Consider the following 26,025-nt stretch of genomic DNA (forward strand, 5'->3'; position numbering starts at 1 on the left):
GATTACATCTCCTCACAATTATTACGCAAATGGACCTTTTATAAATCAAGGTCGATGTTATCTTGGTCTCGTCGCAGTTCCACGGATGAACAGCGATCCCGCAGCACCCGATAAACCATTTTGCTGAGAGATCACAACATGAAAAACACTATCCTTGCCCTCGTCGCTTCCATTGGTGCCCTTGGCGCCGTTTCCGCTCACGCCGCCGACGGCCGTCCCTATGTCGGCGTTGGTGCCGTCGTCGCCGAGCATAAGTACGAGCTGAACAACGACACCACGTCGAACGACCGCAAATCGAACGAATGGGGCGGCAAATTCTTCGCCGGCTACGAAATCAACCCGAACTGGGCCGTTGAAGCGGGCTATACCGACTTCGGCAAGAACGACTATGCCTACACCGTCAACGGCGTGAACGGCCGTGTCGAATCCGATGCGAAATCGTTCTACCTGGCTGGTAAGTACACCTATCCGGTTGCGAACAACTTCAACGTGTTCGGCAAGCTGGGCGTCGCGCACAACAAGAACGACGTCTCGGCCACCGGCCTGGCCGCCGCCTGGAACGGCGACAGCAGCAAGAACACCGTGTACGCATCGCTGGGTGCCGAATACGCGATCAACCAGAACGTGGCGCTGTCGCTCGAGTACGAGCACTACGGCAAGAACGACAACGACCTCGGCCGCCGCAAGGGCGCCGTCACGCTGGGCGCACGCTACAGCTTCTAAGCTGGGCGCACCGGTCGAGGCCGGGCGCGACAGCAGTGCCGGGAAGCCGGCATCAATGTCCTTGTGCCCGCCTCCCCCTACGCACCGATACGGACCCGCATGGGTCCGTATTTTTTTTGCGCGTCAGCCGCGCGCGCGCCGGCGCAGCAGCACCACGGTGGCGCCCAGCAGCATCAGCATCCACGTCTGCGGTTCCGGCACGGCCGAGACGCCCAGCGCGTAACCGAAGCCGAAGCCCTGCCCATTCGCGACCGAGAAGCCGGCCGTCACCAGCAGGTCGTGGCTGCCCGCACCCAGTTCGCCCAGCGTCAGCGCGTGGTCGCTGAAGAACGCCTGCGCTGCCGCCAGGCTGTCGAACGACTGACTGAAGATCTCCGTGTCGGCGTTGCTGATGCGCAGTTCCAGCTTCGTGAAGCCCGTGCCGTACGCGGCGCTGTCGATCAGGCCCAGCGTCAGGAAGCTGGAGCCCGTCGTGTCGAAGTGGAAGTTCGCGCTGGCGACGCTGCTGTAGGCATCCGTCGGCACGCTGCTGAACTGGTAGACCCCGCTGCTGAACGTGCCCATGCCGACGACCTCGCCATCGGCCAGTGCGGCGGCAACGTTCGGCTTGCTTGCCAGCACGCCGTTCAACGCGGCCGCGTCCGGTGCCGCCGTGGCGTGCGCCGTCGCATAGCTGCCGATGACCGACGGCAGGTCGTTCTCGTTCATGTTCGCCAGCGTGGGCAGCGCGCCGCCCACCGAGGCCGACGTGCGGGCCGCGATGCTGATCTGCGTCTCGTGGGCAACGGATACATTCGTCGTCACGCTGCGTCCGCCGTCCCCCGTCGATACGCTGGTGGCGTTGACCGTGCCTCGCGTGCCACGCGACTGGGCCTGGGCCTGGTTGGCGGCGCTGCCCAGCGCGCTGGAGTACGCGCTCACGTCCGCTTTGCCCTTGGCGGCGTCGGCGTAGGCCGACACCGGTCCTGTACCGCCGACGGCCTCCGCACGCACGCGCGACGTACTCGTGAAGTCGCTGATCGCCTGGGCGTTGGCCGCGCCGTTCGAGACGGCCCGCGACAACACGTCGCTGGTGCCGTAGGCGCGGCCCGACGACACGTAATCGCCGGCGCCACCGTAGCCGAACGCCTTGCTGGTGGCGCTGCTGTCGGCCTGCACCGTGCTGCGCACGACGCTGTTGCCGCCGGCGATCCGTGCGCCGTTCACGCTGCCGCCGGAAGCGGACGCCGTACCGGTCGCCGTGCTTCCCGCCTTGTCCGCGTTCACGAGCAGGAAGGCTTCCGCATTGCCGCCCCGGCCGGCGGTGCCGCGGTCATAGACCTGGCCGGACGTGCCGCCGTAGGCCTCGACGGTGACGTCGACTTTGCTGGCCGATGCGTCCGCGACGGTCAGGCGCGAGATGGCCGAGCCGCCGTTGCCGGCGACCCCGCCGACTCCGCCGCTGCCGGTACCGGATGCGACGCCGCGGCTCTCGCCGCCTTTGCCGCCGCCCGCCCGTTGCGACAGCGTCAGCGTGCCGGTGGTCGACCCGCTGACGGCATTGACGAGAGTCACGGAGCCGCCCGTGCCGCCATCGGCGCCGCCCCATGCGTTGCCGCCGTCGCCGCCCAGGGCTTCCACCCTTGCCTTGGCAGCGGTGGTGCCGCGCATGCTGCCCGCGACGGTGGCGCTACCGCCATCGCCGCCCCGCAGGCCCTTGCCGTTCGCGCCGCCGCCTTGCCCGCCGAGCGCCGTGGCGTGCAGTTCGGCGGTGCCGCCTGTGCTGGTGCCATGGCCTTCCGCATGGGCCGCGCCGCCGCTGGTGCCGCGCGTGCCGGCATCCGGACCGGGGTAGCTGTTGGTGCTGCCGCCGACCGCGCCGATATCGAGCGTGAGCGCGCCGCGCGCGGTGACGTTCGCGCTCGCCGTGCCGTTGCCGCCGGCGCCGGAAACATTGTTGGTGCCGCTTGCCAGGCCCCCTTTGCCGCCGACCGCACCCACGTGAACATTGACACTGGACGCGCGCTCCTCATTGAGCGTGATGGCGGCATCGGCGGAGCCGCCGGCGCCGCCATTGGTGTCGTAACCCCTGCCACCGCTGCCGCCGCTGGCGGACAATTGCATCTCCAGCTTGCCGGTCGTCCGCAGGGCGAACGGGTTGTGTGCTGTCACGTCGCCGCCCGCCGCCGCGGTGGCGCCGCCGCGGCCTGCGCCGCCGTCGCCGCCGGTCAGCCACACCGCGCCGCGCAAATCACCGCTGCCCGCATCGGCTTGCATGGAGCCGCTGGCGCCGCCGCCACGGCCGCCGCTGGAGCCGCTGCCGATCCCCGTGCCGCCGGCACCGCCATAGGTGTACACGCCCAGCGACAGCGGACCATTGGCGGTGGCGGTTGCGGCGCCGGTGGCATTGCCGCCCGCGGCGCCATTGCCGCTCGTGAGCGCGCTGCCACCCGTGCCGCCATAGGCGCTGCCCCCGACAGTGAGCGTGGCGCTGGGAGCGCCGGACGCGCGCAGTTGCACGTCCGCCGCGCCGCCGGCGCCGGCGATGTCGCCATTGCCGCCGTTGCCGCCGGTGGCTTGCGTGTCGACGCGCGGCGCCAGCACAGTGGTGCCATAGGCGCTCCCCGCGATGTCGGCGTTGACTTGCGCCGTACCGCCGGTGCCGCCGGCCGCGCTGGCGCCGGCGCCGGTGCCCCCCGTGCCGGGCGTGCCGGCGTTGCCGCCATTGCCGCCAGTGACGATGTACTGCCTACCGTCAAAGATCGCGGGCTGCGGGGTCGCCGTCAATTGCAGGCTCGCATTGCCGCCCGCGCCGCCCGCACCGGCGGCGCCGCCTTGCTGGCCGGCCCCGCCGGCAGCACCGTTGCCGCCGTTGCCGCCGTTCCCGCCCGTCGTGCGGTCGAACAATGGCAGCGGCGCTGAACCCAGGTCCTGGGTCAGTACGGCATTGCCGCCATTGCCGCCGGCCGTGCCTGCCGCGCCGGTTGTCGTGCCGTTGGTGCCGGCCGTGCCCGCCGTGCCGGTAGGCCCGGCATAAGCCTGGTTGACGGCAACGGCGAGCAATAACGGCGCCAGTTGCAGCAGGAAGGGGCGCGCGACCGGGGCGTGCGAAGTTTGAGTCATCGAGATTCCTTTAGGGATGTGATGGGAGCGCAAATGCGCTAAGGCAGACTTAACTTATCAATAATATATGCAAATAAGATAATCATCACGCCATGGAATCACTATCGAACGGTAACCAACTGACGGGCCGGGCACGATAAAAAAGCCGCCGCCCGCGTGGTGCGAGACGGCGGCTTGCCGTGCGTGAAGGTGGTGGCGTCAGCCGCGCGGGCGCCGGCGCAGCATCAGCAGCGTCCCGCCGAGCAGCATCAGCATCCACGTTTGCGGTTCCGGTACCGGCGACACACCTACCGCGTAGCGGAATGCGAACCCAGCGCCGCCATGGAGCGTGAAGCCTGCCGTCACCAGCAGGTCCTGGCTGCCGGCGCCGAACTCTCCCAGCTTGACGGCGTAGCCGCTGAAGAATGCCTGGGCGGCATCCAGGCTGTCGAACGAGCGGGCGAACAGTTCCGTGCCGTGGTTGCTGATCGTCAGTTCGAACTGGCCATCCCCGGCGCCACCCCAGCCCCGATAGATCTCCGCGTCCAGCAGGCCCAGCTGCAGGTAGGCTGGCGCGAACGTATCGAACTGGAAGTTGGCGCTCGTGACGACGGTATGAGGCTGACCCTCGTAACTGGTAGCGGACATCATGCCGATACCGGTGACGTGGCCGTCCGCGAAGGCTGCCAGCTGCGGCGCCGCGGCGAAGGCAGCCGCAGTCGCTGCCGCGCTTGGCGCGGGCACAAAAAGCGCTGCCGCACAGCCATGCGCGGCGGCAGCGTGAGCTTATCAATATTGCATGTATTAACGATAAGTATCGCGCCAGGCATTCACTAGCGAACGGTAGCACCGGTTGCGTGGACGATAAAAATGCCGCCCGCCGGTGGCGGGACGGCGGCCTTGCCAGCGCAGCGGTGTCAGTCGCGCGAGCGCCGGCGGAGCATCAGCAATGTCCCGCCGAGCATCAGCAGCAGCCATGCCTGCGGCTCCGGGACAGCGGATACACCAAGCGCGTAGGTGAAGTTCAGCCCCGCCGAGCCGTCGATCGTGAAGCCAGCGGTAACGAGCAGGTCGTGGTTACCAGCGAGCAGCATGCCCAGCGTGACGACATCGTCGCTGAAGAACGCCTGCGCGGCATCCAGGTTCGCGAACGAACGGGCGAATACTTCGGTACCGTGGTCGCTGATCGTCAGTGTCATGCGGCCTGTGCCTTCGGCAGCCCAGCTTGGATAGAGCTCGGCGTCAAGCAAGCCCAGTTGCAGGTAGCCTTTGGTAGTCGTGTCGAACTGGAAATTTGCGCTCGTGACGACGTTGTAGTCCAGCACATTGCCACCGACGCCGGTCATCGTTCCGATCCCGACGACGCGGCTGTCTGCAAACGCGCCTGCCACTCGCGGTGTCGCGCTGAAGGCGGCTGCGGCAGTCGCGGCATCGGGCGCCCCGGTCGCAAACGAGAGGTTATTGAACATCATGGGTTGCATGACTTCCAAAGCACCGCCCACATTGGCGGACGTGGCGACGTCGGCATGGTCGCTACCGATACTGGTCCGCGCGGTGGTGGAGACGCGCTCCCCGCCGGCACCAAGCGACACGCTGTTTGCCAGAACCGAGCCCGTCTTCGCAAATGCGCCGGCGCGCGCTGAATTGCTGGCGGCTCCCAGCGCGCTGGAATGCGCGCGAACCTCGGCTTGGCCAGCTTGCACGTGCGCTTCGGCTAGCGTGGGGCCATTGCCGCCCGCCGCTTCCGCAGTCGCGACTCCCTTGGTTGAAGCGTCGTCGGAATAGGCCGATGCCACGGCACTCGCTGAGCCGTTCGACAGCGCGCGCGCGTGCGCCTCGGCGTTGGCGCTGCGCGGATATGGAGCATTTGCATAGTTGTCGCCGGTACCTGCGGTCGCTTGCGCCACGCTGGATGCTGACCGATCCGCTTGCACGGTGCTGCGCGCGACCGCTTCGCCGCCGTGGTTGATAAGCGTGGGGACACCGGTGGTCCACCCGCCCTGGACCAGCACGTTTCCGGTTGCGCTGCCGCCCGCCTTGGCAGCCTTCAGGTCCAGCACGCCCTCGGCCGCGCCGCCATTCCCGGGCGTGCCGCGCGGTCCGGTGCTGCGGCCGCCCCATCCGCCTACAGCCTGCACCTTCACGGCGATTGAATTTGCCCGTGTATCGTTCAGCACCAGCCGCGAGACCGCCCCACCGCCGGAGCCCGCCAGACCATTCGCGCTGCCGCCGCCCGCGCCGGCCGCCGCTGTCTGCGTCAGCTCCAGCGCTCCGCTCGTTGAGCCGCTGACAGCGTTGACCAGCGTGATGTCACTGCCCGCGCCGCCTGCAGCGCCGGCGGTGCCGACGCCGCCCATGCCGCCCTGCGCGGTGACGCTGGCCACAGCGCCGCCGCCATCGCTGTGGCTTGCGGCGCTGACCAGGGCCGCAGCGCCGTGACCGGCACTGCGGTTCGCTCCGGACGCATCCGCGCCGGCACCACCCGTCGCCCGCGCCGTTGCCGTCGCAGTGCCCGTTACCGCATTGCTGAGCGCGTTAGCCGACGCCAGGCCGCCATCGGCACCCGTGCCTGCGCCCCCCGCGCCACCGCTGGCTTCCGCCGTGACGGTTGCGGCACCCTGCAGGCTGCGGCCATTGGCAACTGCCGCGGCCGCGCCGCCATTGGCGCCGGCGGCAGCGGTCCCTGCACCGCCGGCCCCGCCGTCGCCGCGCGATGTCAACGTCAGCGCCCCTTTCGAGACCACTTCCGCGCTTGCGCGGCCTGCGCCGGCGGCTGCTGCGATACCGCCATTGGTGGCTCCGCCGTTGCCGCCCCTGCCGCGCACGGTCGCGGTTACTCTGGACGCTAGTCGCTCGTCAAGCACCATGTTCATCTGCGCGTTGCCACCTCGACCCGCCGTTGCGCCCTCGCTGGCGCCGCCCTTGCCACCGATGGCTGCCCAATCGAGCGTAAGGGCACCGCTCGTGGTAACGGACGCCGGATTACGCAAGCTCACATCGCCACCCGCCGCGCCGGCGGCGCCGGCATTGCCATTGCCTCCCGCGCCACCGATCACGGCCAAATGACCCGTCGCATCGGCCGTGCCGGCATTACCCTGATAGGTGGCGCTCGCACTGCCCGCTTCACCGCCACGATAGCCGATCCCGGAGCCTGCCCCGCCGGCGCCACCTTCCGCCTGCACCGAGGCATGCCATTCGGATCCCCCGTTGCTGATGACCATGCTGCTCGCGGCGCCGCCAACGGCGCCGTTACCGGCATCGAGCGCGTCTCCTCCCGCGCCGCCGGTAGCGCTGGAATCGCCGCCAAGGTAGCCCGCTTGACCTTCCAGTGCCAGCGTACTCACTGCGGACCCCGCCACGCCGGCAATGCGGCCGGCACCGCCGGCGCCGCCTGTTGCCGTCGATTGCAGGTGGAAGTAAACCGCTGTTGACGTGGCTGCGACGGTAAATGTTGCATCGCCACCCGCCCCGCCCGCTGCACCCGCGCCACCGACAGCCGGGTTCCCGGCATGACCGCCGGTTCCCCCATAGACCGAGAGATAGCGCGCAGTGTCCGCGCTGATATTGCGGCTGGATGTGGCACGCAACGTTGCGTTGCCGCCCCTGCCGCCCGCTCCCGCACTCCCGGCGACTGCCGCGCCATTGCCGCCTTTGCCGCCACTGCCCCCGTTCAGTGTCGCGTACGAAGCGAACGTCGCCAGGTCGATCGTCTGTTCGACGCTTTGGCCGTTGCCGCCGTCGGTCCCTTTCGCTCCGGCCGTAGTCCCGTCCACTCCAGGGGTACCAGGCGTCCCCGTAATCGTGCCGGCATACGCCTGGTTGATGACCACAGCCAACAGCAGCGGTACGAGCACCTTCGTGCTGCGGGAAAAGGGGGATGACGGATATGTGCTCATGTGCTGCATACCTTTCGAAATGGGGGCTTTCAAGGGAAACGCCGTATTGCGATGCGGACACGCACGCTGCGCCATTATTCTATTATGTTTAAGGCATGTAAATATGCTAATAATTGGTAGCAAGGCGCAAGTCGCCCTGGTGGCGGGACCGGAACTGGCGCGACGGCGGCGGGACGCGCTGCCATCGCGTTTGCTGCCAGGCTCATCCGTACAAGCAAGCTGTGCCGGTACTTGCAAGCTCAGGCGACAGCGCCAAAAAAAAACGGACCGCGAAGGTCCGTTTTCTCTGTGCATGGCGCCGCGTCTCACGTCGTCAGCGGCTTGTACCGAATCCGCTTCGGCTTGGCACCTTCCTCGCCGAGGCGTTTCTTCTTGTCCGCCTCGTATTCCTGGTAGTTACCGTCGAAGAACGTGACCTGCGAGTTGCCTTCGAACGCGAGGATGTGCGTCGCGATGCGGTCCAGGAACCAGCGATCGTGCGAGATCACCATCACGGAGCCGGCGAACTCGAGCAGCGCGTCTTCCAGAGCGCGCAGCGTTTCCACGTCCAGGTCGTTCGACGGTTCGTCCAGCAGCAGCACGTTGCCGCCCTTGAGCAGCGTCTTCGCCAGGTGCAGGCGGCCCCGTTCACCGCCGGACAGGTTGCCGACGATCTTCTGCTGGTCGCCGCCCTTGAAGTTGAAGCGGCCCAGGTACGCGCGCGACGGCATCTCGAAGCGGCCGACGGACAGCATGTCCGCGCAGCCCGAGACGTCCTCGAACACGGTCTTGTTGTTGGCCAGCTCGTCGCGGCTCTGGTCGACCAGCGAGATCTTCGCCGTCTTGCCGATGACGACTTCGCCGCTGTCCGGCTTGTCTAGACCGGCGATCATCTTGAACAGCGTGGATTTACCGGCGCCGTTCGGGCCGATGATGCCGACGATCGCGCCCGGCGGCACGGTGAACGACAGGTTGTCGATCAGCAGGCGGTCGCCGAACGCTTTCGACACGTTCTTGAACTCGATGACTTCATTGCCCAGGCGCTCGGCGACGGGGATGAAGATCTCCTGCGTCTCGTTGCGCTTCTGGTATTCGTATTCGGACAGTTCGTTGAAGCGGGCCAGGCGTGCTTTCGACTTGGCCTGGCGCGCCTTCGGATTCTGGCGCGACCACTCCAGTTCCTTCTGCAGCGCCTTCTGGCGCGCCGATTCGGTGGCTTCTTCCTGCTTCAGGCGGGCCTGCTTCTGGTCCAGCCACGAGCTGTAGTTACCCTTCCATGGAATGCCGTGGCCGCGGTCCAGTTCCAGGATCCATTCGGCGGCGTTGTCGAGGAAGTAGCGATCGTGGGTGATGCCGACAACGGTGCCCGGGAAGCGCAGCAGGAACTGCTCCAGCCATTCGACGGATTCGGCGTCCAGGTGGTTGGTCGGTTCGTCGAGCAGCAGCATGTCGGGCTTGGACAGCAGCAGCTTGCACAGCGCCACGCGGCGCTTCTCGCCGCCGGACAGCACGCCGATCTTCGCATCCCACGGCGGCAGGCGCAGCGCGTCGGCGGCCATTTCCAGCTGCAGGTTCAGGTTGCCGCCGTCGGCGGCGGCGATGATCGATTCCAGGCGCTGCTGCTCGGCGGCCAGCGCGTCGAAGTCGGCATCCGGTTCCGCATACGCGGCGTACACGGCGTCCAGCTTGGCTTGCGCTTCGAATGCTTCGCCCAGGCCGGACTCCACTTCCTGGCGCACGGTCTTTTCCGGGTCCAGTTGCGGTTCCTGCGGCAGGTAGCCGATCGACAGGCCCGGCATCGGGCGCGCTTCGCCCTGGATGTCGGTGTCGATGCCGGCCATGATCTTCAGTAACGTCGACTTACCGGAGCCGTTCAGGCCCAGCACGCCGATCTTCGCACCCGGGAAGAACGAGAGCGAAATATCCTTCAGGATCTGGCGCTTGGGCGGGACGATTTTGCCCACGCGGTTCATGGTGTAGACGTAGTTTGCCATTGAGAAAGTCTCGAATTAGAGGGGGATGACTTGAAAGGTCAACAAGGATACGCCAAACGGTGCGCCAGGGCTAGCCGGGCGCCCGTCCCGGCAGGCCGGCATAGGATGAGTTGTACTTAATAACTAATTGTATCCCAAAAGCAATTAGCGATAAAATAACGCTTTTGCCCGGATCATCAAGATGGAAAAGTTTGCGTTCGTTGCCGCCTCGGCAACGCTGCTCAGTGCCTGCGGTGGTGGTGGCGGCGGCGATGCCGCCGCGCCGTCGACGCCCACGCCCCCACCGCAGACGGCAGCCACGGTCAACGTGTCGGAGGCCGTGTCGCGCCTGCTGTTCACCGACCGCACCGCCAGCGGCCTGGCATCGAACGACGGCTATCTCGGCACGGCGACACTGATCGTCAAGGCCGATGAATCGTATCCATTCGTCGTGGGCAGCAACCGCGGCGCGACGGCCGTCACGCGCGTGGTCAGCCTGATGGAACTGGGCACGGACGGCCGCCTGATTCGAAAGCTGCAGTGGAAGCTGCACTTCGACGCGGCCCGCAAGCCGATCGGGATCGCCGTCACGGACATCAGCGGCGATTACCGCGGCTGCGTGGCCGTCGACAACGTCCCCGCGTTGCCGGGTGCCGCCAGCGGGAGCGGCGTGTACGCTGCCGGCACCCGGGGCAGCTATACGGAAGGGTACAAGGACGGCAGCTTCGGCCACCAGTGCTCCGCCACCGCGGGCGGCAGCGCGCAGGTGGCCTGGACCGTTCAGCAAGGCACGGTCGAGCCGTACGCCTGCCTGACCTTGCCTGCCGCGGACGGCACGCCGCTCCTGCAGGTGTGCAGCTCGGGCAGCGCGGGCGAGACGCTGTTCGTCCGCAAGCTCGCGTCGGACGGCACGTCGCACGTCGACTACCGCGGTACCGGCGCGAATCGTCCCGTGTTCCCGCCGGCAGGCGCCGTGAACCCGCGCGATTATTGGTACGGCAATGTATGGCGTCCGCTGGACGGCTATGTCTACCAAAGCTACGAGCAGGTCAAGTTCGCGACACAGGAGGAGTGCCGCAACCAGACGACCATCGACTGGCGCGCGACGTACTCCGCAACCAATATCGGGTGGATGTGCTCGCGCGTGATCGCGCACTGACGAGGGGGGCGCGCCGGCCGCCAGCCTAGGCGGCCAGCGGCCGGCGTTGCATCCACAGCCCTTCCATCACGTACAGCGCGAGCGCCATCCAGATCACCGCGAAGCCGGCCAGCCGCGCGCTGGAAAACGTCTCGTGGAACACCATCAGCCCCAGCACCATCTGGATCGTCGGCGCGATGTACTGCAGCATGCCGACGACGGACAGCGGGATCTGGCGCGCGCCCGAGGCGAACAGCAGCAGCGGGATCGCCGTGATCGGCCCGGCGGCGACGAGCAGCGCGCGCGTGCTGTCCGACGGGGTGTTGAGGAAGGTATTCGCGCCGTGTACCGTCAGCCAGATCACGTAGCCGGCGGCGAGCGGGAACAGCAGCAGCGTTTCGAACGACAGCCCTTCCAGCGCGGCCAATGCGGCCGTCTTGCGCAGCAGGCCGTAGGCGCCGAACGAGGCGGCCAGCAGCAGCGCGATCCACGGCAGCTGGCCCGCTTGCCACGTGAGCCACGCGACACCTGCGGCGGCCACGCCGATCGCGGCCCACTGGCCGGGCCGCAGCCGTTCCTTCAGCACGACAAGGCCCAGCAGCACGTTGATCAGCGGCGTGATGAAGTAACCGAGGCTGGCGTCCAGCACGTGGCCGTTGTTGACGGCCCAGATATAGATGCCCCAGTTGGCCGACAACAGCAGCGCGCTGGCGACGAACGTGCCGATGACCTTCGGCTTGCCCAGCACGTCCGGCAGCCATTTCCACTGGCCCCGCACGGTCAGCACGATGGCAAGGAACAGCAGCGACCACACCATCCGGTGCGCCAGGATCTCGACGGGAGGCACCTCGCCGATCGCGTGGAAGTACAGCGGGAACAGGCCCCAGACGAGGAAAGCCGCCGTCGTATTGAGCACGCCGCCGTTCATGCCAGCTCCAGGTGCAGGATCGGGTAAGGATTGCCGAACGGGTCGCGTTCCGAACGTCCGGCCGGCCGGAATCCCATACGGGCGTAGAAGCCGGCCGCTTGCGGATTTTGCTCGTTGACGTCCACGCGCGTCGCGCCGAGTGTGCGCGTGGCGAAGTCGACCAGGGCGCGGCCGGCGCCGCGACCGTGCTGGTCGGGGTGCACGAACAGCATCTCGATGGTGCCGTCGGCCACGCCGAGAAACGCGTATGGCGCGCCGGCGCTGTCGCGCAGGCAGTACAGTGGCGCGAACGTGGCAAGCACGTCGCGCACGATCGGCACGAGGGCGGCGTAGGCTTCCTCGGACAGGAAATCGTGGGTGGCGAGAACGGCGGCGGACCACACGTCGAACAGGCGCGGCGCGTCGGCCGGGGTGGCTTGACTGATGTGCATTTTCTTTCTTTCGAGAAGGCCGAACATACCATACCGGCGGCAATCCCGCAGGCCGGGCCAAACTTGCTTTTAATAGCCGACTGGACTATTGTGCAATGCGCCAAAACTTACTTCAGGTGCAATTTTGAGTGACAAGAAAAGCAGTCTCGCCGCGCTGACGCTGGCCGCGGTGGGCATCGTCTATGGTGACATCGGCACGAGCCCGCTCTATACGCTGAAAACCATCTTCGATCCGGAACATGGACTGGCATTGAACGAAGCGAACCTGCTGGGCATCGTTTCGCTGATCTTCTGGGGCCTGACGATCATCGTCTCGCTCAAATACGTGACCCTGGTGCTGCGCGCGGACAACCGCGGCGAAGGCGGCATCATGGCCCTGATGGCGCTGGCGCTGTCCTCCGTCACGCGCCGCTCCAGCTGGCAATTCCCGTTGATGGCACTGGGCGTGCTGGGCGCCACGATGTTCTACGGCGACAGCGTCGTGACGCCGGCGATCTCCGTGCTGGGCGCGATCGAGGGCCTGGAAGTCGCCGCGCCGGGGCTCGGGCGCTTCGTCGTGCCGCTGACGATCGTCGTGCTGGTTTCGCTGTACTCGGTGCAGCGCCATGGCACCGCCGGCATCGGCCGCTGGTTCGGCCCCGTGATGGTGCTGTGGTTCGCCGCGCTGGCGATCATGGGCATCCTCAACATCGTGCAGGCGCCAGGCATCCTGCGCGCGCTCAATCCGCTGTACGCGATCACCTTCCTGCTCGAGAACGGCCGCATCGCGTTCGTGGCGCTGGGCGCCGTCGTGCTGGCGTTCACCGGCGCCGAGGCGCTGTACGCGGACATGGGCCACTTCGGCAAGAAGCCGATCCGCATGGCGTGGTTCCTCGTCTGCTTCCCCGCGCTGGTGCTGAACTACTTCGGCCAGGGCGCATTGCTGCTGACGCGCCCCGATGCGATCGTCAATCCGTTCTTCCACATGCTGGGCAGCTGGAGCGTGTATCCGCTCGTCGTGCTGTCGACGATGGCGGCGGTGATCGCGTCGCAAGCGACGATTTCCGGCACGTTCTCGATGACCAAGCAGGCCATCGCGCTGGGGCTGCTGCCGCGCATGCGCGTGATGCACACGTCCGAACACCAGATCGGCCAGATCTACATCCCGGCCGTCAACTGGCTGCAGCTGATCGTCGTGCTGATCGCCGTCGTCGGCTTCGGCTCGTCCGACGAACTGGCCGGCGCCTACGGCATCGCGGTCTCCGCGACGATGCTGTGCACCACGGTGCTGACGTTCTTCGTGATCCGCTATCGCTGGCACCTGCCGCTGGCGCTGTGCATCCTCGCCACCGGCTTCTTCTTCGTCATCGACGTGGCGCTGTTCTCGGCCTGCACGCTGAAGCTGTTCCACGGCGGCTGGCTGCCGCTGTTGCTCGGTACCGCGCTGTTTACGATCATGCTGACGTGGCGCACCGGCCGCCAGCTGGTGTTCACGAACCTGGAAAAGCATGCGATTCCGCTGGAGGACTTCCTGTCTTCGCTGTTCGTCGCGCCGCCCGCGCGCGTGCCGGGCACCGCGATCTTCCTGCGCGGCGAGAGCGACGGCGTGCCCCATGCGATGCTGCACAACCTGTCGCACAACAAGGTGCTGCACGAGCGCGTGGTGTTCTTCACGGTGCACATCCTGGAGGAGCCGTACGTGGCGCGGGCCGAGCAGGTGCGCATCACGGACCTGGGCCACCAGTGCTTCCAGGTCAACGTCAACTACGGCTTCAAGGACGAGCCGAACATCCCGGCGATCCTCGAGCTGTGCGCCGAGCATGGCCTGAAGTTCGAGATGATGGAGACGTCGTTCTTCATCGCCCGCCAGACGGTGATCTCGACGCCGGGGCAGGGCATGGCGCCCTGGCGCGAGCACCTGTTCGTGGCGATGTCGCGCAACGCGCGTGCAGCCGCCGACTATTACCAGATCCCGCCGAACCGCGTGATCGAACTCGGTACGCAGGTGGAAATCTGACGCCCGAATTTTGTAAAGAATTGTTTTGACGGCAGAGCGCCAGTGGCAGTCTGTTACACTTGGCGCTTTGTTCGCGCGGCAAGCGCGTGCCGATCATCCAACCGTTTTTCATCCTTACAGCAAGAGTGACCACATGAAATCGATGTTCCAAATTCTCGCGACCCTGGCTTGCGCGCTGGCCCTGACCGCCTGCGGCGGCGGTGGCGACGACGACACCACGCCAACCACCGTCACCGAACCGCAATTCACGAAGGTCGACCTGACCGTCGGCACCGGTATCGAAGCGATCGGCGGCGACGTGGTGACGGTCGCCTACACGGGCTGGCTGTACGACAGCACAAAGACGGATGCGAAGGGCACGCAGTTCGACCAGGCCACGGCCACCAGCCCGTTCACCTTCCAGCTGGGCAAAGGCGTCGTGATCCAGGGTTGGGACCAGGGCGTGCTGGGCATGAAGGTCGGCGGCAAGCGCCGCCTGATCGTGCCGTCGACCCTCGCCTACGGCAAGGCGGAGCAGACGACCGCCAGTGGCGTGAAGATCGCTGCCAACTCGACGCTCGTGTTCGAAGTCGAAGTGTTGGCGATCAAGCGCTGATCGGCGCATCGTCGAAAAATGGCGGCCTGCGGGCCGCCATTTTTTTTGCCGCCGTCAATCGCGCAACGCGGCAATGGGCGGCAGGCGCAGCGCCGCCACGCCATGCCTGGTCGTCGCGAGCAGTGCCACGGTGGCGGCCAATGCCGTGGCCAGCACCAGCGGCCATTGCCCCAGCGGGGCGCGTTCCGCGAACCCGGCCAGGTAGCGCTCGATCGCCAGCCATGCCACGGGCAGCCCGATCAGCGCGCCGGCGGCCAGCAGGCCCGCAAACTCGCGCGCCAGCAGCCGGGCGATGGCGGCGCGGCTGGCACCGTGCAGCTTGCGCAGCACGATCTGGCGGCGGTGCCGATGCACGCTGTAGGCCGCCAGCACATAGATGCCGAAGGCCGCCAGCCCGAGCGCCAGCATGCTGCCTGCGGCCAGGATCTTCACGAGGCGTTCGTCGTCGCCGTAATTGGCGGCGAACAGGCTGGCGGCAGGCTGCATGGCCATGATCCGGTCCGGGAACCAGCGCTGCCACAACGGCGCGAGCGCGTGTTCGACGTCCTCCATGCCGGCGCCGGTACGCAGCGTGAGCACCGAGTAGCCCTTGCGCAGCACGTAGACGATCGGGCCGGGCGCCTGGCGCAGGCTCTGGTGCCGCACGTCGGGAGCGATGCCGACCACCGTGCCCTCGCCGGCAAACGGCGCGCGACCGACGGCGTCCTGGGGCGCGGCGTAGCCGAGCGCCGTTGCGGCCGCCGTGTTGAGCACGAGCGCGTCACCGCCCGGCTGGTCCACGGCTGTTCCGAACAGCCTGCCGAACAGGGGGCGGATGCCATACACGGCGAAGAACTCCGGCGCCACGATCTTGATCTCCAGCCGCAGGTCGCGGCCGTCCCGCGTCGTGAAACCCTGCACGATCTTGTTGCCGTCGCGGCCGATCGCTTCGCCCGACAGCGCGACGCCGCCGGCCAGCGGCAGTGCGCGCACCGCGTCGGCAAACGCCTGGGCGGCGGGCGGCGGCACGCCGTCGGGTAGATCGACGGTCACCAGCCGGGACGGATCGAATCCGGGATCCGCATGGCTGGCGAACCACGTCTGCCAGCCGACTGCGATCGTCAGCGCACCCAGTGCGATCGCGGTGGCCGACTGCAGCACGGTCAAGCCGCGCCGCAGCCACAGGCCGCCCCGGGTTTCGCTGTTGTCGCGGCCCGCCAGGGCGGCGGCGGGACGTACGCGCACCGCGACCAGCGCGGGCCATGTGCCGGCCAGTGCGCCCACCACGAGCGCGCCGACCAGCGCACAGCCGACGGCGGCAGGGCTGAACATGCCTTCCAGCTCGCGGTCCACCAGCATGGCGAACGTGGGCAGCAGCAGCCACGCCAGCATCAGCCCGAGCACGGCGGCCAGCAGCGCGACGAGCGTCGACTCGGCCCAGAATTGCGCGGCCACGCGCGGCGCGCTAGCGCCGAGCAGCTTGCGCAGGCCGGACTCGCGCTGGCGCTGCTGGGCGCGCACCGTGGCGAGGTTCACATGGTTCGTCACCGCCAGCGCGAGAATCAGCACGGCGACGCCGGCCAGGCCCAGCACCACGGACAGCTTGCCATAACGGCCCCCGGCGCGGCTCGCGGCAAGGTCCGGATCGAAGTAGGCATCCGGCAGCGCCAGCAGCTTGACCTCGGTGCCGGCACCCTGCATCGTCCTGCCGATTGCGCGCGCCCGAAAGCGCTGCTCGAATGGCGATGCATCGACAGCTTGCTGCAGCAGCGCTTCGAGCATGCCGGCGTCGGCAGAGGGCTTGAGCTTCAGGTAGACGGCGCCGCGCTTCCAGTCCGGCGCCACCGTGCGCTCGGCGGCGGGGCGGGCCCGCGACAACGGCCCGGTCAGCGCCTCCCAGCGTGTCGTGCTGTTCGCCGGCACGTCCGGCAGCACGGCCAGCACCTGCAGCGGCTCGCTCCCGACGTGCACGGTGCGGTGCAGGATGCCGGCATCGGTGCCGAACAGGCGCCGCGCGGCGTCGCGGGTGACGGCCAGTCCTTCGGGCCGCGTCAGCGCGGCCATCAGGTCGCCCGCCACGGGAACGATGCCGAAGACCTGCGCGAACGCGGGATCCACGGCCCACAAGTCGATGTCGTTCAACGCCGTCCCCACCCGCAGCGGCTGGCGCACGGGCGCCACGCCGGCGGCGTGTTCGACCATCCCGCTCTCGCGCGCCACGCCGGCCAGCGGCAGCAAGGCGCGGACGTCCCACTCCGGCCGCGGAAACCAGTTGATGCGCTGCTTGACCAGTGCGACCCGGGCCGCATCCGGCACATGGCTGTCGTAGTCGAAGCAGTAGCGCACATAGCCCAGCAGCAGGAACGCGGCGGCGCAGGCGCCGGCGAGGCCGAGCACCGTGACGATCGAAAAACCGGGCTCGCGGAGCAGCATGCGCCAGCCCATGCGAAAGTCCGCCAGCTTCATGCCGCGCGCAGCGCGTCGACGATGATGCGCCCGTCCAGCAGGTTCAGCGTGCGCGACGCCTGCGCCGCATGGCTGGGCGAGTGGGTCACCATCACGACCGTCGTGCCTTCGCCGTTGATGGTGCGCAGCAGGCGCATCACGTCGTCGCCGTGCGCCGTGTCCAGGTTGCCGGTCGGTTCGTCGGCCAGCAGCAGTGCCGGGCCGGCAACCAGCGCGCGGGCGATCGCCACGCGCTGCTGCTGGCCGCCGGAGAGCTGCGACGGCCGGTGCTTCGCGCGGTGGCCGACGCCCAGCTTGTCCAGCATCGCGGCCACCTTGTCCTTGCGCTCGCGGGCGCGCATGCCCGTGTATTCGAGCGCCAGTTCGACGTTCTCGAACACGGACAATTCCTCGATCAGGTTGAAGCTCTGGAAGATGAAGCCGATCCGGCCGCGGCGCAGCTCGTTCAGCCGGGCCTCGCTCCAGCCGGCCACGTTGTGGCCCTCGAACCAGTAGTCCCCGCTGGTGGGCACGTCCAGCAGGCCAAGCAGTGACAGCAGCGTCGACTTGCCGCAGCCGGAAGGCCCCGTGATCGCCACGTATTCGCCAGCGTCGATCTCGAGGTCGATGCGGTCCAGTGCCGTGGTCTGCACTTCGCCGGCCACGTGGATCTTGCTGACGCCTGACAGTTTGAGCATGGTTTTCCTTTGATGGTGGTGATGAAGATTACTGCGAAATCTGCAGCCGTTGGGCATTGCCGAACGCGCCGTAGCCGGAGACGATCACACGGTCGCCCGGTGCGAGGCCGTCCAGCACCTCGATCTGCGCATGGTTGCGGCGGCCGGCGCGGATGTCGCGCCGCTCCGCTTCGCCGTTGGCCGTGAGCCGGTACACCCAGGCCGCGCCGGAGTCGGCGACGAAGGCGCCGTTCGGCAGCAGCAGTGCCGGTGCCGGTTCGCCCAGCGTGATCTGCGCGTCCATGCTCTGGCCGGGGCTCAGTGCCGGCTGCTCGCCGGTGAACAGCAGCTCGGCCGTGAAGCGGCCTTCCTTGATCTGCGGGTAGACGGTGCCGACCTTCACGGCGTAGCGCCGGCCGTCCTGCGTCACGCAGCCCTGGCGGCCCACCGTCACGCGGTTCAGGTAGTACTCGTCGACCAGCGCGGCCAGCTTGAATCGGCGCGGATCATCGATGCGGCCCACCCGCTTGCCGGTGGCGATCGACTCGCCGACCTGCAGGCGGAAGTCCGTCAGCCGGCCCGCCACGGGTGCGCGCACGGCCAGCGCATCGACAGTCCCCTGCACGAGCCGCAGGCCGGCGGCCAGGCCCGTGATCGTCTCTTCGAGGCGCGCGAGGGCGTTGTGGCGCACCTTGTCTTCCGCCGCGATGCTGCGCTGTTCCAGCAGCAGCGCGCGGCGCGCCTTGTCGCGCTTGTCGCGCGTCTCTTCCAGCGCCACGGCGGACACGAAGCCCTGCTCGGCCAGCCGGCCGGCGCGCGCCAGCGCCTTGTCGGCCTGCTCCAGCGCGAACGACAGGTCGTCGAGCCGGCGCTGGCGCTCGGTGCGGTTGCTTTGCTCGGCCACCCGCAGCGTCTCGAGGTTGGAGATCTGCTGCGCGTATTCCGACTGGCGCGCCAGCAGCTCTAGGTTGCGCTGCGGGTTCGCGATCCGGAACAGCAGCTGGCCTTGCGCGACGAGATCGCCGTCGCGCGCCACCACCTCCTCGATGCGGCCCGATTCGACAGAGTCCAGCAGCACGGCCGTCAACGGCTCGGCGCTGGCGCGTACGGCGATGTCGTCGCGGAATATGCCCCGTTCGACGGTGGCGATGCGGATGTCGCGCGCAGCGACCTGCAGGCCGCGCGGCATCCACGCATGCAGCGCGAAGCCGGCCGCCAGCACGGCGGCGATGCCGGCCACGGTCAGCGCGACGATGCGGCCGCGGCGGCGCGGCACGATGGTGTCCATCGCGGCGCCACTGGGCGGCTTGCGGTGCGGGAGGGAAGTCGGGTTCATGCCCTGACAACAGCAAACCATGTGCCAGTACCGTTTCCATGCCCGTTTGGCGGGGTGCGCGCAGGGCGTCGTCCGGAAGCGGACAACGGCCGCTGTCCGCTTCCGGACACCCGGGAAAAGCCTTGTCGCGAGGCCCGATATCGCTGCTAGAATGGCCCGGTTCACGACTCGACCCGCCGCCATGCTTGACGCCGATGCCCGCATCCTGATCCTCGACGACGACGCGGACGTGGCGTACGCCGCGCGGATGCTGCTGCGCCGCCGTTACGCCGCCGTCGACATGCTGCATGACCCGGCCCGGCTGCACAGCGTGCTGGCGCGCGGCGTGCCGGACGTGGTACTGCTCGACTTTAACTTCACGCCCGGCCGCACCGACGGCGCCGAAGGCCTGGCCGCGCTGGACGTGCTGCGCCGCCAGCCCCGCCCTCCCGCCGTCATCGCGCTGACCGCATATGCCGACGTGCCGCTGGCGGTGGAAGCGCTGAAGCGCGGCGCCGCCGATTTCATCACGAAGCCTTGGGATAACGCACGGCTCGTCGCGGCCGTCGATGCGGCGCTGGCGGGCCGCCGGCCTGCTGCCGTTGGCGCTCCCTGTGCACTGATGGGCGAGTCGCAGCCGATGCGCGCGGTGCGGGCGATGATTGCCGGTGTCGCGCCGCCGGAAGCGAACGTGATGGTGCTGGGCGAGAACGGCGTGGGCAAGGAGCTCGTCGCGCAGGCGATCCATGCGCAGTCGCGCCGTGCGCAAGCGACCTTCCTGGCGGTGGACATGGGCGCGCTGCCCGAGTCGACGTTCGAGAGCGAGTTGTTCGGCCATCGCAAGGGCGCGTTCACGGACGCGAAGGCGGATCGGCCGGGGCGCTTCCAGGCCGCCCGCGGCGGCACGTTGTTCCTCGACGAGATCGGCAACATGCCGCTGCCCGCGCAGGCCAAGCTGCTGACGGCGCTGGAGCGGCGCGAGGTGACGCCGATCGGCGCGGACCGTCCGGAAAGCGTCGACGTGCGCATCGTCAGCGCGACAAACCTGGACGAGGCGCGGCTGTTCGACCCGGCCGTATTCCGCGCCGACCTGCTGTTCCGGCTGAATACAATCGTGCTGCGCGTGCCGCCGCTGCGCGAGCGCCGCGACGACGTGCCGCTGCTGCTGCGGCATTACCTCGCGCTGTACGAGCGGCAGTACGGCCGCCCGGCGCGTACCATCGCACCGGCGGCGCTGGATGCGTTGTGCACGCACCCGTGGCCCGGCAACGTGCGCGCGCTGCGGCATGCGTGCGAACGCGCCGTGATCCTCGGCGCGCAGGCCGACTACCGCATCGACGACTTCGGGCTGGCGCCTGGCGCTCCGGCCGCACCGGTAACGGTCGCACTGCGCGAGGACGCGACGCTGTCTGCGCTGGAGCGCGACGCGATCGCCGCCGCGCTGGCACAGGCACAGGGCAATATCAGCCACGCGGCGCGGATGCTGGGCGTATCGCGCGCGGCGTTGTACCGCAAGCTCGACAAGCATGGCATCTGAGCGGGGCGCGCGGCTGGGTGCCGCCGCATGCGCCGCCGGGTTGACGGCGCTCGGCGCGTGCGCCGCATCCGTCACGGATTCGCCGCGGCTGCTCGTCGTATGCGCGCTGGCAGGTGCCGCGCTCGGGTTTGCGCTGTGGCGCTGTCTCGCGTGCCTGACAGTGCCGGGGGTGCAGCCCGAGGTGGCGCCCATGGCGTCGCAGTGGCCGGACCGGGAAGCCGTGCTGGCGCTGGAAGCGCGGCTCGAGCATGCGCCGATCGCGCTGTTTCGCATCGAGCACCTGGCGGGGCCGGGCGATGTGACGCCATTGAACGCGAATGCGCGCCGGCTCGTCGCACCGGGCCGCGCCAGCGATGCACCGGCGCTGTACGCGCTGCTGGCCGCACAGCCGTCGGACGAACGCACGCTGATCGGCTTCGACACGGAGCGGGGGATGGAGCGGGCGATGGTGGCGGTGTCCGCATTGACGGTGGCGGGGCAGGCGCAGCGGCTTGTCGCGCTGCTGCCCGTCGAAAGCCAGCTGGAAGCGGAGGCGCTGCACGCGTGGCGCCAGCTGGTGCACGTGCTGACGCACGAGATCATGAATTCGCTGACGCCGGTGGCATCGCTGTCGCGCACGTCGCACGAGCTGCTGGCCGACCTGGCGCCGGCGCTGCCGGCCGATGCGGCGACGGACCTGGCCACGGCGCTCGATGCGATCGCGCGCCGCGCCGCGAGCCTGGCGGACTTCGTCGCCAGCTACCGCAGCCTGTCGACGCTGCCGCAGCCGCGCCCCGAGCGCGTGCACGTCGGCCAGCTGTTCGCCCGGCTGGCGGCACTCGTCGGCCCGGACTGGGAAGCGCGCGGCGGCAAGGTCGCGTTCTCCGTCGAACCGGCCTCGCTGGAGGTGATGGCCGACCCGGGCCAGCTGGAGCAGGCACTGATCAACCTGCTGAAGAACGCCGCCGAAGCGACTGCCCACGTCGCCCACCCGCGCGCCGACGTGCAGGCACGGCTCGGCCGCGGCGGCCGGTTGCGCATCGAAGTGGCCGACAACGGCCCCGGCGTCCCCGCCGACCTGGCTGCCCACATCTTCACGCCATTTTTCACGACAAAAAAACAGGGCCGCGGCATCGGCCTGGCCATGGTCCGCCAACTCGTGCACGGCAACGGCGGCACAGTCCGCTACGCCCGCTCGATCAGCCCAGGCGCCCGCTTCATCGTCAGCTTCTGACAACAGGGGACTGTCCCTCGATTCCGGAAATATTGCTCAAATTCGGGGACTGTCCCTCGAATTTGGAAACATGCGCCGTTCACAGAGGGGGAGCTCCAGCGCCCCACCTTCGCGCATGCGCATGCGACCAAGGCGTCAGCTTATCGCAACAAAAAGTGTTGCTGAAAGCAGCGGGACAGTCCCTCGTTTTTGGAAATATTTCCTGAAACGAGGGACAGTCCCCGAATTTGGGAAATGTTTTAGCGGAGCATGTCGATGTGCAGGATGCCGTCTTCGTCGTACGGGGCGCTGACGGTTTCGAAGCCGAAGCCCTGGTAGAACGTTTCCAGGCGAGCCTGGGCGCCGATGCGGATGCGGTGGCCGGGGTGGAGTTGTTCGGCGCGGCGGATGCCTTCCGCGACGAGCTGGCGGCCGATGCCTGTGCCGCGCGCGATCGCCGGCGTCAGGATGCGACCCAGCGACATCTCGGCGTATTTCGCGCCGGGCGCCAGGCAGCGCAGGTAGGCGACCAGCTGGCGCTTGCCGTCGATCGTCTGCCACGCCATCAGGTGGTGGGCGGCTTCGTCGTAGCCGTCCAGGTCGGGATACAGGCAGGTTTGCTCCAGCACGAACACTTCCTGCCGCTGGCGCAGCACTTCGTACAGGTCCCTGCGGGGAATGCTTTCAAAATCCAGCCACTGCCAGTCGATCATTTCAATGCCTAACCGAAACCAAATCAAGCAGGCATTGTAAGGCAGTGGCCGGACGGTGCAACAGGCTTAAACGATCGTCAGCGTGACGTCGATGTTGCCGCGGGTCGCGTTCGAGTACGGGCAGACGATGTGCGCAGCCTGCACCAGTTTCTCGGCCGTTTCGCGGTCCAGGCCCGGCAGCGAGATCTTCAGTTCCACTTCGATGCCGAAGCCGGTCGGGATCGGGCCGATGCCGACGGTGGCGTCGATCGACGTGTCAGCCGGCACGGCGATCTTGTCGCGGCCGCCGACGAACTTCAGCGCGCCGATGAAGCAGGCCGAGTAGCCGGCGGCGAACAGTTGTTCAGGGTTGGTGCCGACGGCGCCGTTACCGCCCAGTTCTTTCGGGGTGGTCAGTTTCACGTCCAGCACGCCGTCGTTGGAGACGGATTTGCCTTCGCGGCCACCGGTGGATTTGGATTGAGCACGGTACAGAACTTTTTCGAGCGACATGATGTGATCCTTTCTATTGGTTAACTTTCGATTCAATCGTGCACTACATATTGGCATCGATTGTTATTGCTTGTTTGCTGCCTGGGGCGCTGTTCGCGTCGTCCATGTAGAGCACTATACATAGCGCGCTATTCAATTGCAAGCGATTTTTGTATTTTTTCTCGGAAGCCTTACAGGGCCGTCTCGAAGCCTTCCAGCACATTGACGATATTCGTGCCCAGCTCGCGCATGGCGGCGCCGCCCTCGAACACGAAGCATGTTGGCAAGTTCAGCCACGCAAGCCGTTCGCCCAGCCGCAAGTAGTCGCCCCCTTGCATGCCGAAGCCGCCGTGCGCTTCCGCGGCGGATGTGTTTCCGCCGATGGCGACGACCAGTGCATCGGGCCGGTACATCGACAGCCGCACGCATGCCGTCTCCAGCGCGGCGAACCAAGCCTGCGCGCCCGTTCCCGCCGCCAGCGGCAGGTTGACGTTGTAGCCGTGGCCGGCGCCCGTGCCTGTCTCGTCGGCATGGCCGCTGTAGAACGGGTAGGCGCGGCGCGGGTCGGCATGGATCGAGATGCACAGCACGTCGGCCCGTTCGTAGAAGATGCCTTGCGTGCCGCTGCCGTGGTGGTAGTCGACATCCAGCACGGCAACGCGCTGCAGGCCGTCGTCGAGCAGGTGCTGGGCGGCCAGCGCCGCGTTGTTCAGGTAGCAGCCGCCGCCGAAGTACTCGGCGCCGGCATGGTGCCCGGGCGGGCGCGTCAGCGCGAACGTGCCGCGTTCGCCCACGCGCAGCGCATGGGCGGCGTTGACGGCGCAGTCGGCGCCCGACTTCGCGGCGATCCACGTGCCGGCCGTCAGCGGTGTCGTCGTATCGATCGAGTACAGCCCGAGGCGGGCGCCGAAATCGTCCGGCTCGATGTCGGTGCGCAGTGCCCGCACGGGCCATTGCGACGCGAACGCATCGCGGGCCGCATGGGTGGGCGACTGGGCGATCCATTCGCTCCAGGCGGTGCGCAGGAAGTGCAGGTAGCGCGGCGTGTGCACCCGCTCGAGGGACATCAGCGGCACGCCGTGCGGTGTGACGATGCGTCCCAATCCGCGCCGGCCCAGCTCGGCGACGATGCCGTCGACGCGCTCGGCAGTGTCGCGCACGGGTGCCGCCTGACCGTGCACGAGCTCGTGACGGGGCCGCAGCTGGCCGTGCTGTTCGTTAAAGAAGGTAAGCACGGACCACCCGGTGCGTCAGGCGTGGTTGGGGCAGAGGTTGCTGGCGCGGTAGGCTTTCACGTAGTCGTCGAAGCTGCCCGTCTGCGTGCGTTCCAGGTCCGCCTGCTCGGCCAGCGATTGCTCCGCCAGCCGCGTGAAGTACGCTTCCTCGTCGGCCGTGGGCGGATGCGCGCGGAAGTAGGCCGCATGCCGCTCGCTTTGCGCGAGGCCGAACGCGGCGAACGAATTGCCATGCTCGGCCAGCGCGCGCAGCACGGCGGCCGACGGCGTGCGGTCCGGGTCGGCCAGCTTCGGTGCCTGCTGCGCCAGCGCGTCGACGTGCTCCGTGCCGCCGCGCAGCTTGTCCAGCAGCTCGGCCGCCGGGCGGATGCGCTCCAGCAGTTCCTCGCCCCACGTGCGCAGCGGGATTTCGGCACCGTCACGCGTCAGCGTCAGGCCGGGCTTGCGGCCTTCCTTGACGGCGCGGGCGAAATTGCGGGCCAGCAGTTCGCCTTCCTGTTCCGAAATCGCCGGGCTTTCCTCGAGCGCGCAGTACAGCAGGAACGCATCGAGGAAGCGCCCCGTGACGAGACCCACGCCGACCGGTTCGAACGGATCGACGTCCAGGCAGCGCACCTCGATGTACTGCACGCCGCGGTTGCACAGCGCCTGGATGGGCCGCTCGCCGGTGCGGATCACGCGCTTCGGGCGGATCGTCGAGTAGTACTCGTTCTCGATCTGGATGACGTTCGTCGACAGCTGGATCCACTCGCCGCTCGCGTTCTTCGTGCCGATCTTCTGGTACGGCTCGTAGGGCTGGTTGACGGCATGGGTCAGCGTCGCGACGTAGCTGTCCAAGCTGTTCTCATGGGGCCGCAGGCCCGATTGCGCATCGTTCTGGTAACCCAGGTCGCTCATGCGCAGGCTCGTCGCATACGGCAGGTACAGCGTATCGGCCGACAGCGGTTCGAGCTTGTGCGGACGGCCGCGCAGGAAGCTGCTGTTCAGTGCCGGCGACGTGCCGAACAGGTACATCAGCAGCCAGCTGTTGCGGCGGAAATTGCGGATCAGCGACAGGTAGGCTTCCGACTGGTAGGCCACCGGCGACAGCGCCTTGCCTGCCGCGCCTTCGTTGGCGGCAAGAACGCGCCACAGGCGCTCGTCCAGCGAATAGTTGTAGTGGATGCCGGCGATGCACTGCATTGCCTTGCCATAGCGCAGCGCCAGGCCGCGGCGGTACACGTGCTTCAGCATGCCAAGGTTCGACTTGCCATACCAGGCGATTTCGATGTCTTCCTCGGCCGGCAACTGGCAGGGCATCGACTGGCTCCACAGCAGCTCGTCGCCGAGGCGGCTGTAGGCGTAGCGGTGGATGCCGTCCAGCTTTTGCAAGGTCGTGGCGATGTCGTTTTCGGCCGGCGTGATGAACTCGGCCAGCGTCTCGGCATAGTCGGTGGTGATCTCCGGATGCGTCAGCGCCGAACCCCAGCCGGCCGGGTGCGGCGTGTGGGCCAGGTGGCCGTCCGGCTGCACCCGCAGCGTTTCCCGTTCGATGCCACGCAGGCCGCCCCGCAGCACGTCGCGGTACTGCTCATCGGCCAGCAAGGCCAGGCGGCGCGTCAGTTGATTGGACAATTGGCTCTTCCTTTCGTGTGCATCAGACCAAATTGGTGCGAGAGTAACCGAAATTGCAAAGTCGCGTGCGCCGCCGCTTCAGGAAGCTGAAAGCCGCAGGTGGATTC

Annotated in this window: 19 protein-coding genes; 6 read left to right on the forward strand and 13 right to left on the reverse strand. The window is 67.9% G+C overall.

Annotation, left to right across the window (positions count from 1 at the left end):
- The first annotated feature begins 138 nt into the window (after positions 1–138).
- Positions 139–723, forward strand: coding sequence for an outer membrane beta-barrel protein (locus tag IP92_RS16835; protein WP_145877044.1), 585 nt, complete (start codon positions 139–141; stop codon positions 721–723).
- Between the two features lie 123 nt (positions 724–846).
- On the opposite strand, the gene IP92_RS16840 is transcribed toward IP92_RS16835, so the two are convergent.
- The 4 genes from IP92_RS16840 to ettA all read right to left on the reverse strand — a co-directional run bounded on the left by IP92_RS16840 (position 847) and on the right by ettA (position 9,673).
- The gene (locus tag IP92_RS16840; RefSeq protein ID WP_158206760.1) at positions 847–3,825 is read right to left on the reverse strand and encodes a PEP-CTERM sorting domain-containing protein; all 2,979 of its coding nucleotides are present in this window, start codon (positions 3,823–3,825) and stop codon (positions 847–849) included.
- Positions 3,826–4,023: 198 nt separating this feature from the next.
- Positions 4,024–4,548: a PEP-CTERM sorting domain-containing protein gene (locus IP92_RS16850; protein WP_145877048.1), complete on the reverse strand. Its 525-nt coding sequence runs from the start codon at positions 4,546–4,548 to the stop codon at positions 4,024–4,026.
- Between the two features lie 173 nt (positions 4,549–4,721).
- Positions 4,722–7,700: a PEP-CTERM sorting domain-containing protein gene (locus IP92_RS16855; protein WP_145877050.1), complete on the reverse strand. Its 2,979-nt coding sequence runs from the start codon at positions 7,698–7,700 to the stop codon at positions 4,722–4,724.
- Between the two features lie 305 nt (positions 7,701–8,005).
- The gene (ettA, locus tag IP92_RS16860; RefSeq protein ID WP_145877052.1) at positions 8,006–9,673 is read right to left on the reverse strand and encodes an energy-dependent translational throttle protein EttA; all 1,668 of its coding nucleotides are present in this window, start codon (positions 9,671–9,673) and stop codon (positions 8,006–8,008) included.
- A gap of 181 nt (positions 9,674–9,854) precedes the next feature.
- Between ettA and IP92_RS16865 the strand changes: the two genes are divergently transcribed.
- Positions 9,855–10,811 carry a hypothetical protein gene (locus IP92_RS16865; RefSeq protein ID WP_145877054.1) on the forward strand — a complete coding sequence of 319 codons (957 nt, stop codon included), beginning with the start codon at positions 9,855–9,857 and terminating at the stop codon, positions 10,809–10,811.
- Between the two features lie 25 nt (positions 10,812–10,836).
- Here the strand turns inward: IP92_RS16865 and rarD are convergent, their stop codons facing one another.
- Complete coding sequence (gene rarD, locus IP92_RS16870; RefSeq protein WP_145877057.1) at positions 10,837–11,718, reverse strand: EamA family transporter RarD; 882 nt, start codon at positions 11,716–11,718, stop codon at positions 10,837–10,839.
- Positions 11,715–12,149, reverse strand: coding sequence for a GNAT family N-acetyltransferase (locus tag IP92_RS16875; protein WP_145877059.1), 435 nt, complete (start codon positions 12,147–12,149; stop codon positions 11,715–11,717). Before IP92_RS16875 ends, rarD begins: the two co-directional genes overlap by 4 nt.
- A gap of 121 nt (positions 12,150–12,270) precedes the next feature.
- Here IP92_RS16875 and IP92_RS16880 point away from each other — a divergent pair, with 121 nt between their 5' ends.
- Entirely contained in the window at positions 12,271–14,145 is a 1,875-nt protein-coding gene (locus IP92_RS16880; protein WP_145877491.1) for a potassium transporter Kup, read from the forward strand.
- Between the two features lie 133 nt (positions 14,146–14,278).
- Positions 14,279–14,740 (forward strand): FKBP-type peptidyl-prolyl cis-trans isomerase, encoded by a 462-nt coding sequence (locus IP92_RS16885; protein WP_145877061.1) that lies wholly within the window; start codon positions 14,279–14,281, stop codon positions 14,738–14,740.
- Positions 14,741–14,794: 54 nt separating this feature from the next.
- On the opposite strand, the gene IP92_RS16890 is transcribed toward IP92_RS16885, so the two are convergent.
- Genes IP92_RS16890 through IP92_RS16900 form a run of 3 tightly spaced genes read right to left on the reverse strand, consistent with a single transcriptional unit; the run spans position 14,795 to position 19,177 of the window.
- Positions 14,795–17,185: an ABC transporter permease gene (locus tag IP92_RS16890; protein ID WP_145877063.1), complete on the reverse strand. Its 2,391-nt coding sequence runs from the start codon at positions 17,183–17,185 to the stop codon at positions 14,795–14,797.
- A complete protein-coding gene (locus IP92_RS16895; RefSeq protein WP_145877065.1) occupies positions 17,182–17,862 on the reverse strand; it encodes an ABC transporter ATP-binding protein in 681 nt (226 codons plus the stop codon). The genes IP92_RS16890 and IP92_RS16895 overlap by 4 nt, the downstream gene beginning before the upstream one ends.
- 28 nt (positions 17,863–17,890) lie before the next feature.
- A complete protein-coding gene (locus tag IP92_RS16900) occupies positions 17,891–19,177 on the reverse strand; it encodes an efflux RND transporter periplasmic adaptor subunit (RefSeq protein ID WP_229418826.1) in 1,287 nt (428 codons plus the stop codon).
- Between the two features lie 181 nt (positions 19,178–19,358).
- On the opposite strand from IP92_RS16900, the gene IP92_RS16905 reads away from it, so the two are divergent.
- Both IP92_RS16905 and IP92_RS16910 read left to right on the forward strand, forming a co-directional pair.
- The gene (locus tag IP92_RS16905) at positions 19,359–20,693 is read left to right on the forward strand and encodes a sigma-54-dependent transcriptional regulator (RefSeq protein ID WP_145877067.1); all 1,335 of its coding nucleotides are present in this window, start codon (positions 19,359–19,361) and stop codon (positions 20,691–20,693) included.
- Positions 20,683–21,906, forward strand: a complete 1,224-nt coding sequence (locus IP92_RS16910; RefSeq protein WP_145877068.1) for a sensor histidine kinase — start codon at positions 20,683–20,685, stop codon at positions 21,904–21,906. The genes IP92_RS16905 and IP92_RS16910 overlap by 11 nt, the downstream gene beginning before the upstream one ends.
- A 239-nt stretch (positions 21,907–22,145) precedes the next feature.
- Here the strand turns inward: IP92_RS16910 and IP92_RS16915 are convergent, their stop codons facing one another.
- The 4 genes from IP92_RS16915 to gshA all read right to left on the reverse strand — a co-directional run bounded on the left by IP92_RS16915 (position 22,146) and on the right by gshA (position 25,918).
- Positions 22,146–22,598: a GNAT family N-acetyltransferase gene (locus IP92_RS16915; protein WP_145877070.1), complete on the reverse strand. Its 453-nt coding sequence runs from the start codon at positions 22,596–22,598 to the stop codon at positions 22,146–22,148.
- A gap of 66 nt (positions 22,599–22,664) precedes the next feature.
- Positions 22,665–23,090 carry an organic hydroperoxide resistance protein gene (locus IP92_RS16920; RefSeq protein ID WP_145877072.1) on the reverse strand — a complete coding sequence of 142 codons (426 nt, stop codon included), beginning with the start codon at positions 23,088–23,090 and terminating at the stop codon, positions 22,665–22,667.
- A 170-nt stretch (positions 23,091–23,260) separates the two neighbouring features.
- Positions 23,261–24,304: a histone deacetylase family protein gene (locus tag IP92_RS16925; protein ID WP_145877074.1), complete on the reverse strand. Its 1,044-nt coding sequence runs from the start codon at positions 24,302–24,304 to the stop codon at positions 23,261–23,263.
- A gap of 15 nt (positions 24,305–24,319) precedes the next feature.
- The gene (gene gshA / locus IP92_RS16930; protein ID WP_145877076.1) at positions 24,320–25,918 is read right to left on the reverse strand and encodes a glutamate--cysteine ligase; all 1,599 of its coding nucleotides are present in this window, start codon (positions 25,916–25,918) and stop codon (positions 24,320–24,322) included.
- Positions 25,919–26,025: the final 107 nt, after the last annotated feature.

It is taken from the genome of Pseudoduganella flava (genome assembly GCF_007830495.1).
In the GTDB taxonomy this organism is placed as follows: domain Bacteria; phylum Pseudomonadota; class Gammaproteobacteria; order Burkholderiales; family Burkholderiaceae_D; genus Rugamonas; species Rugamonas flava.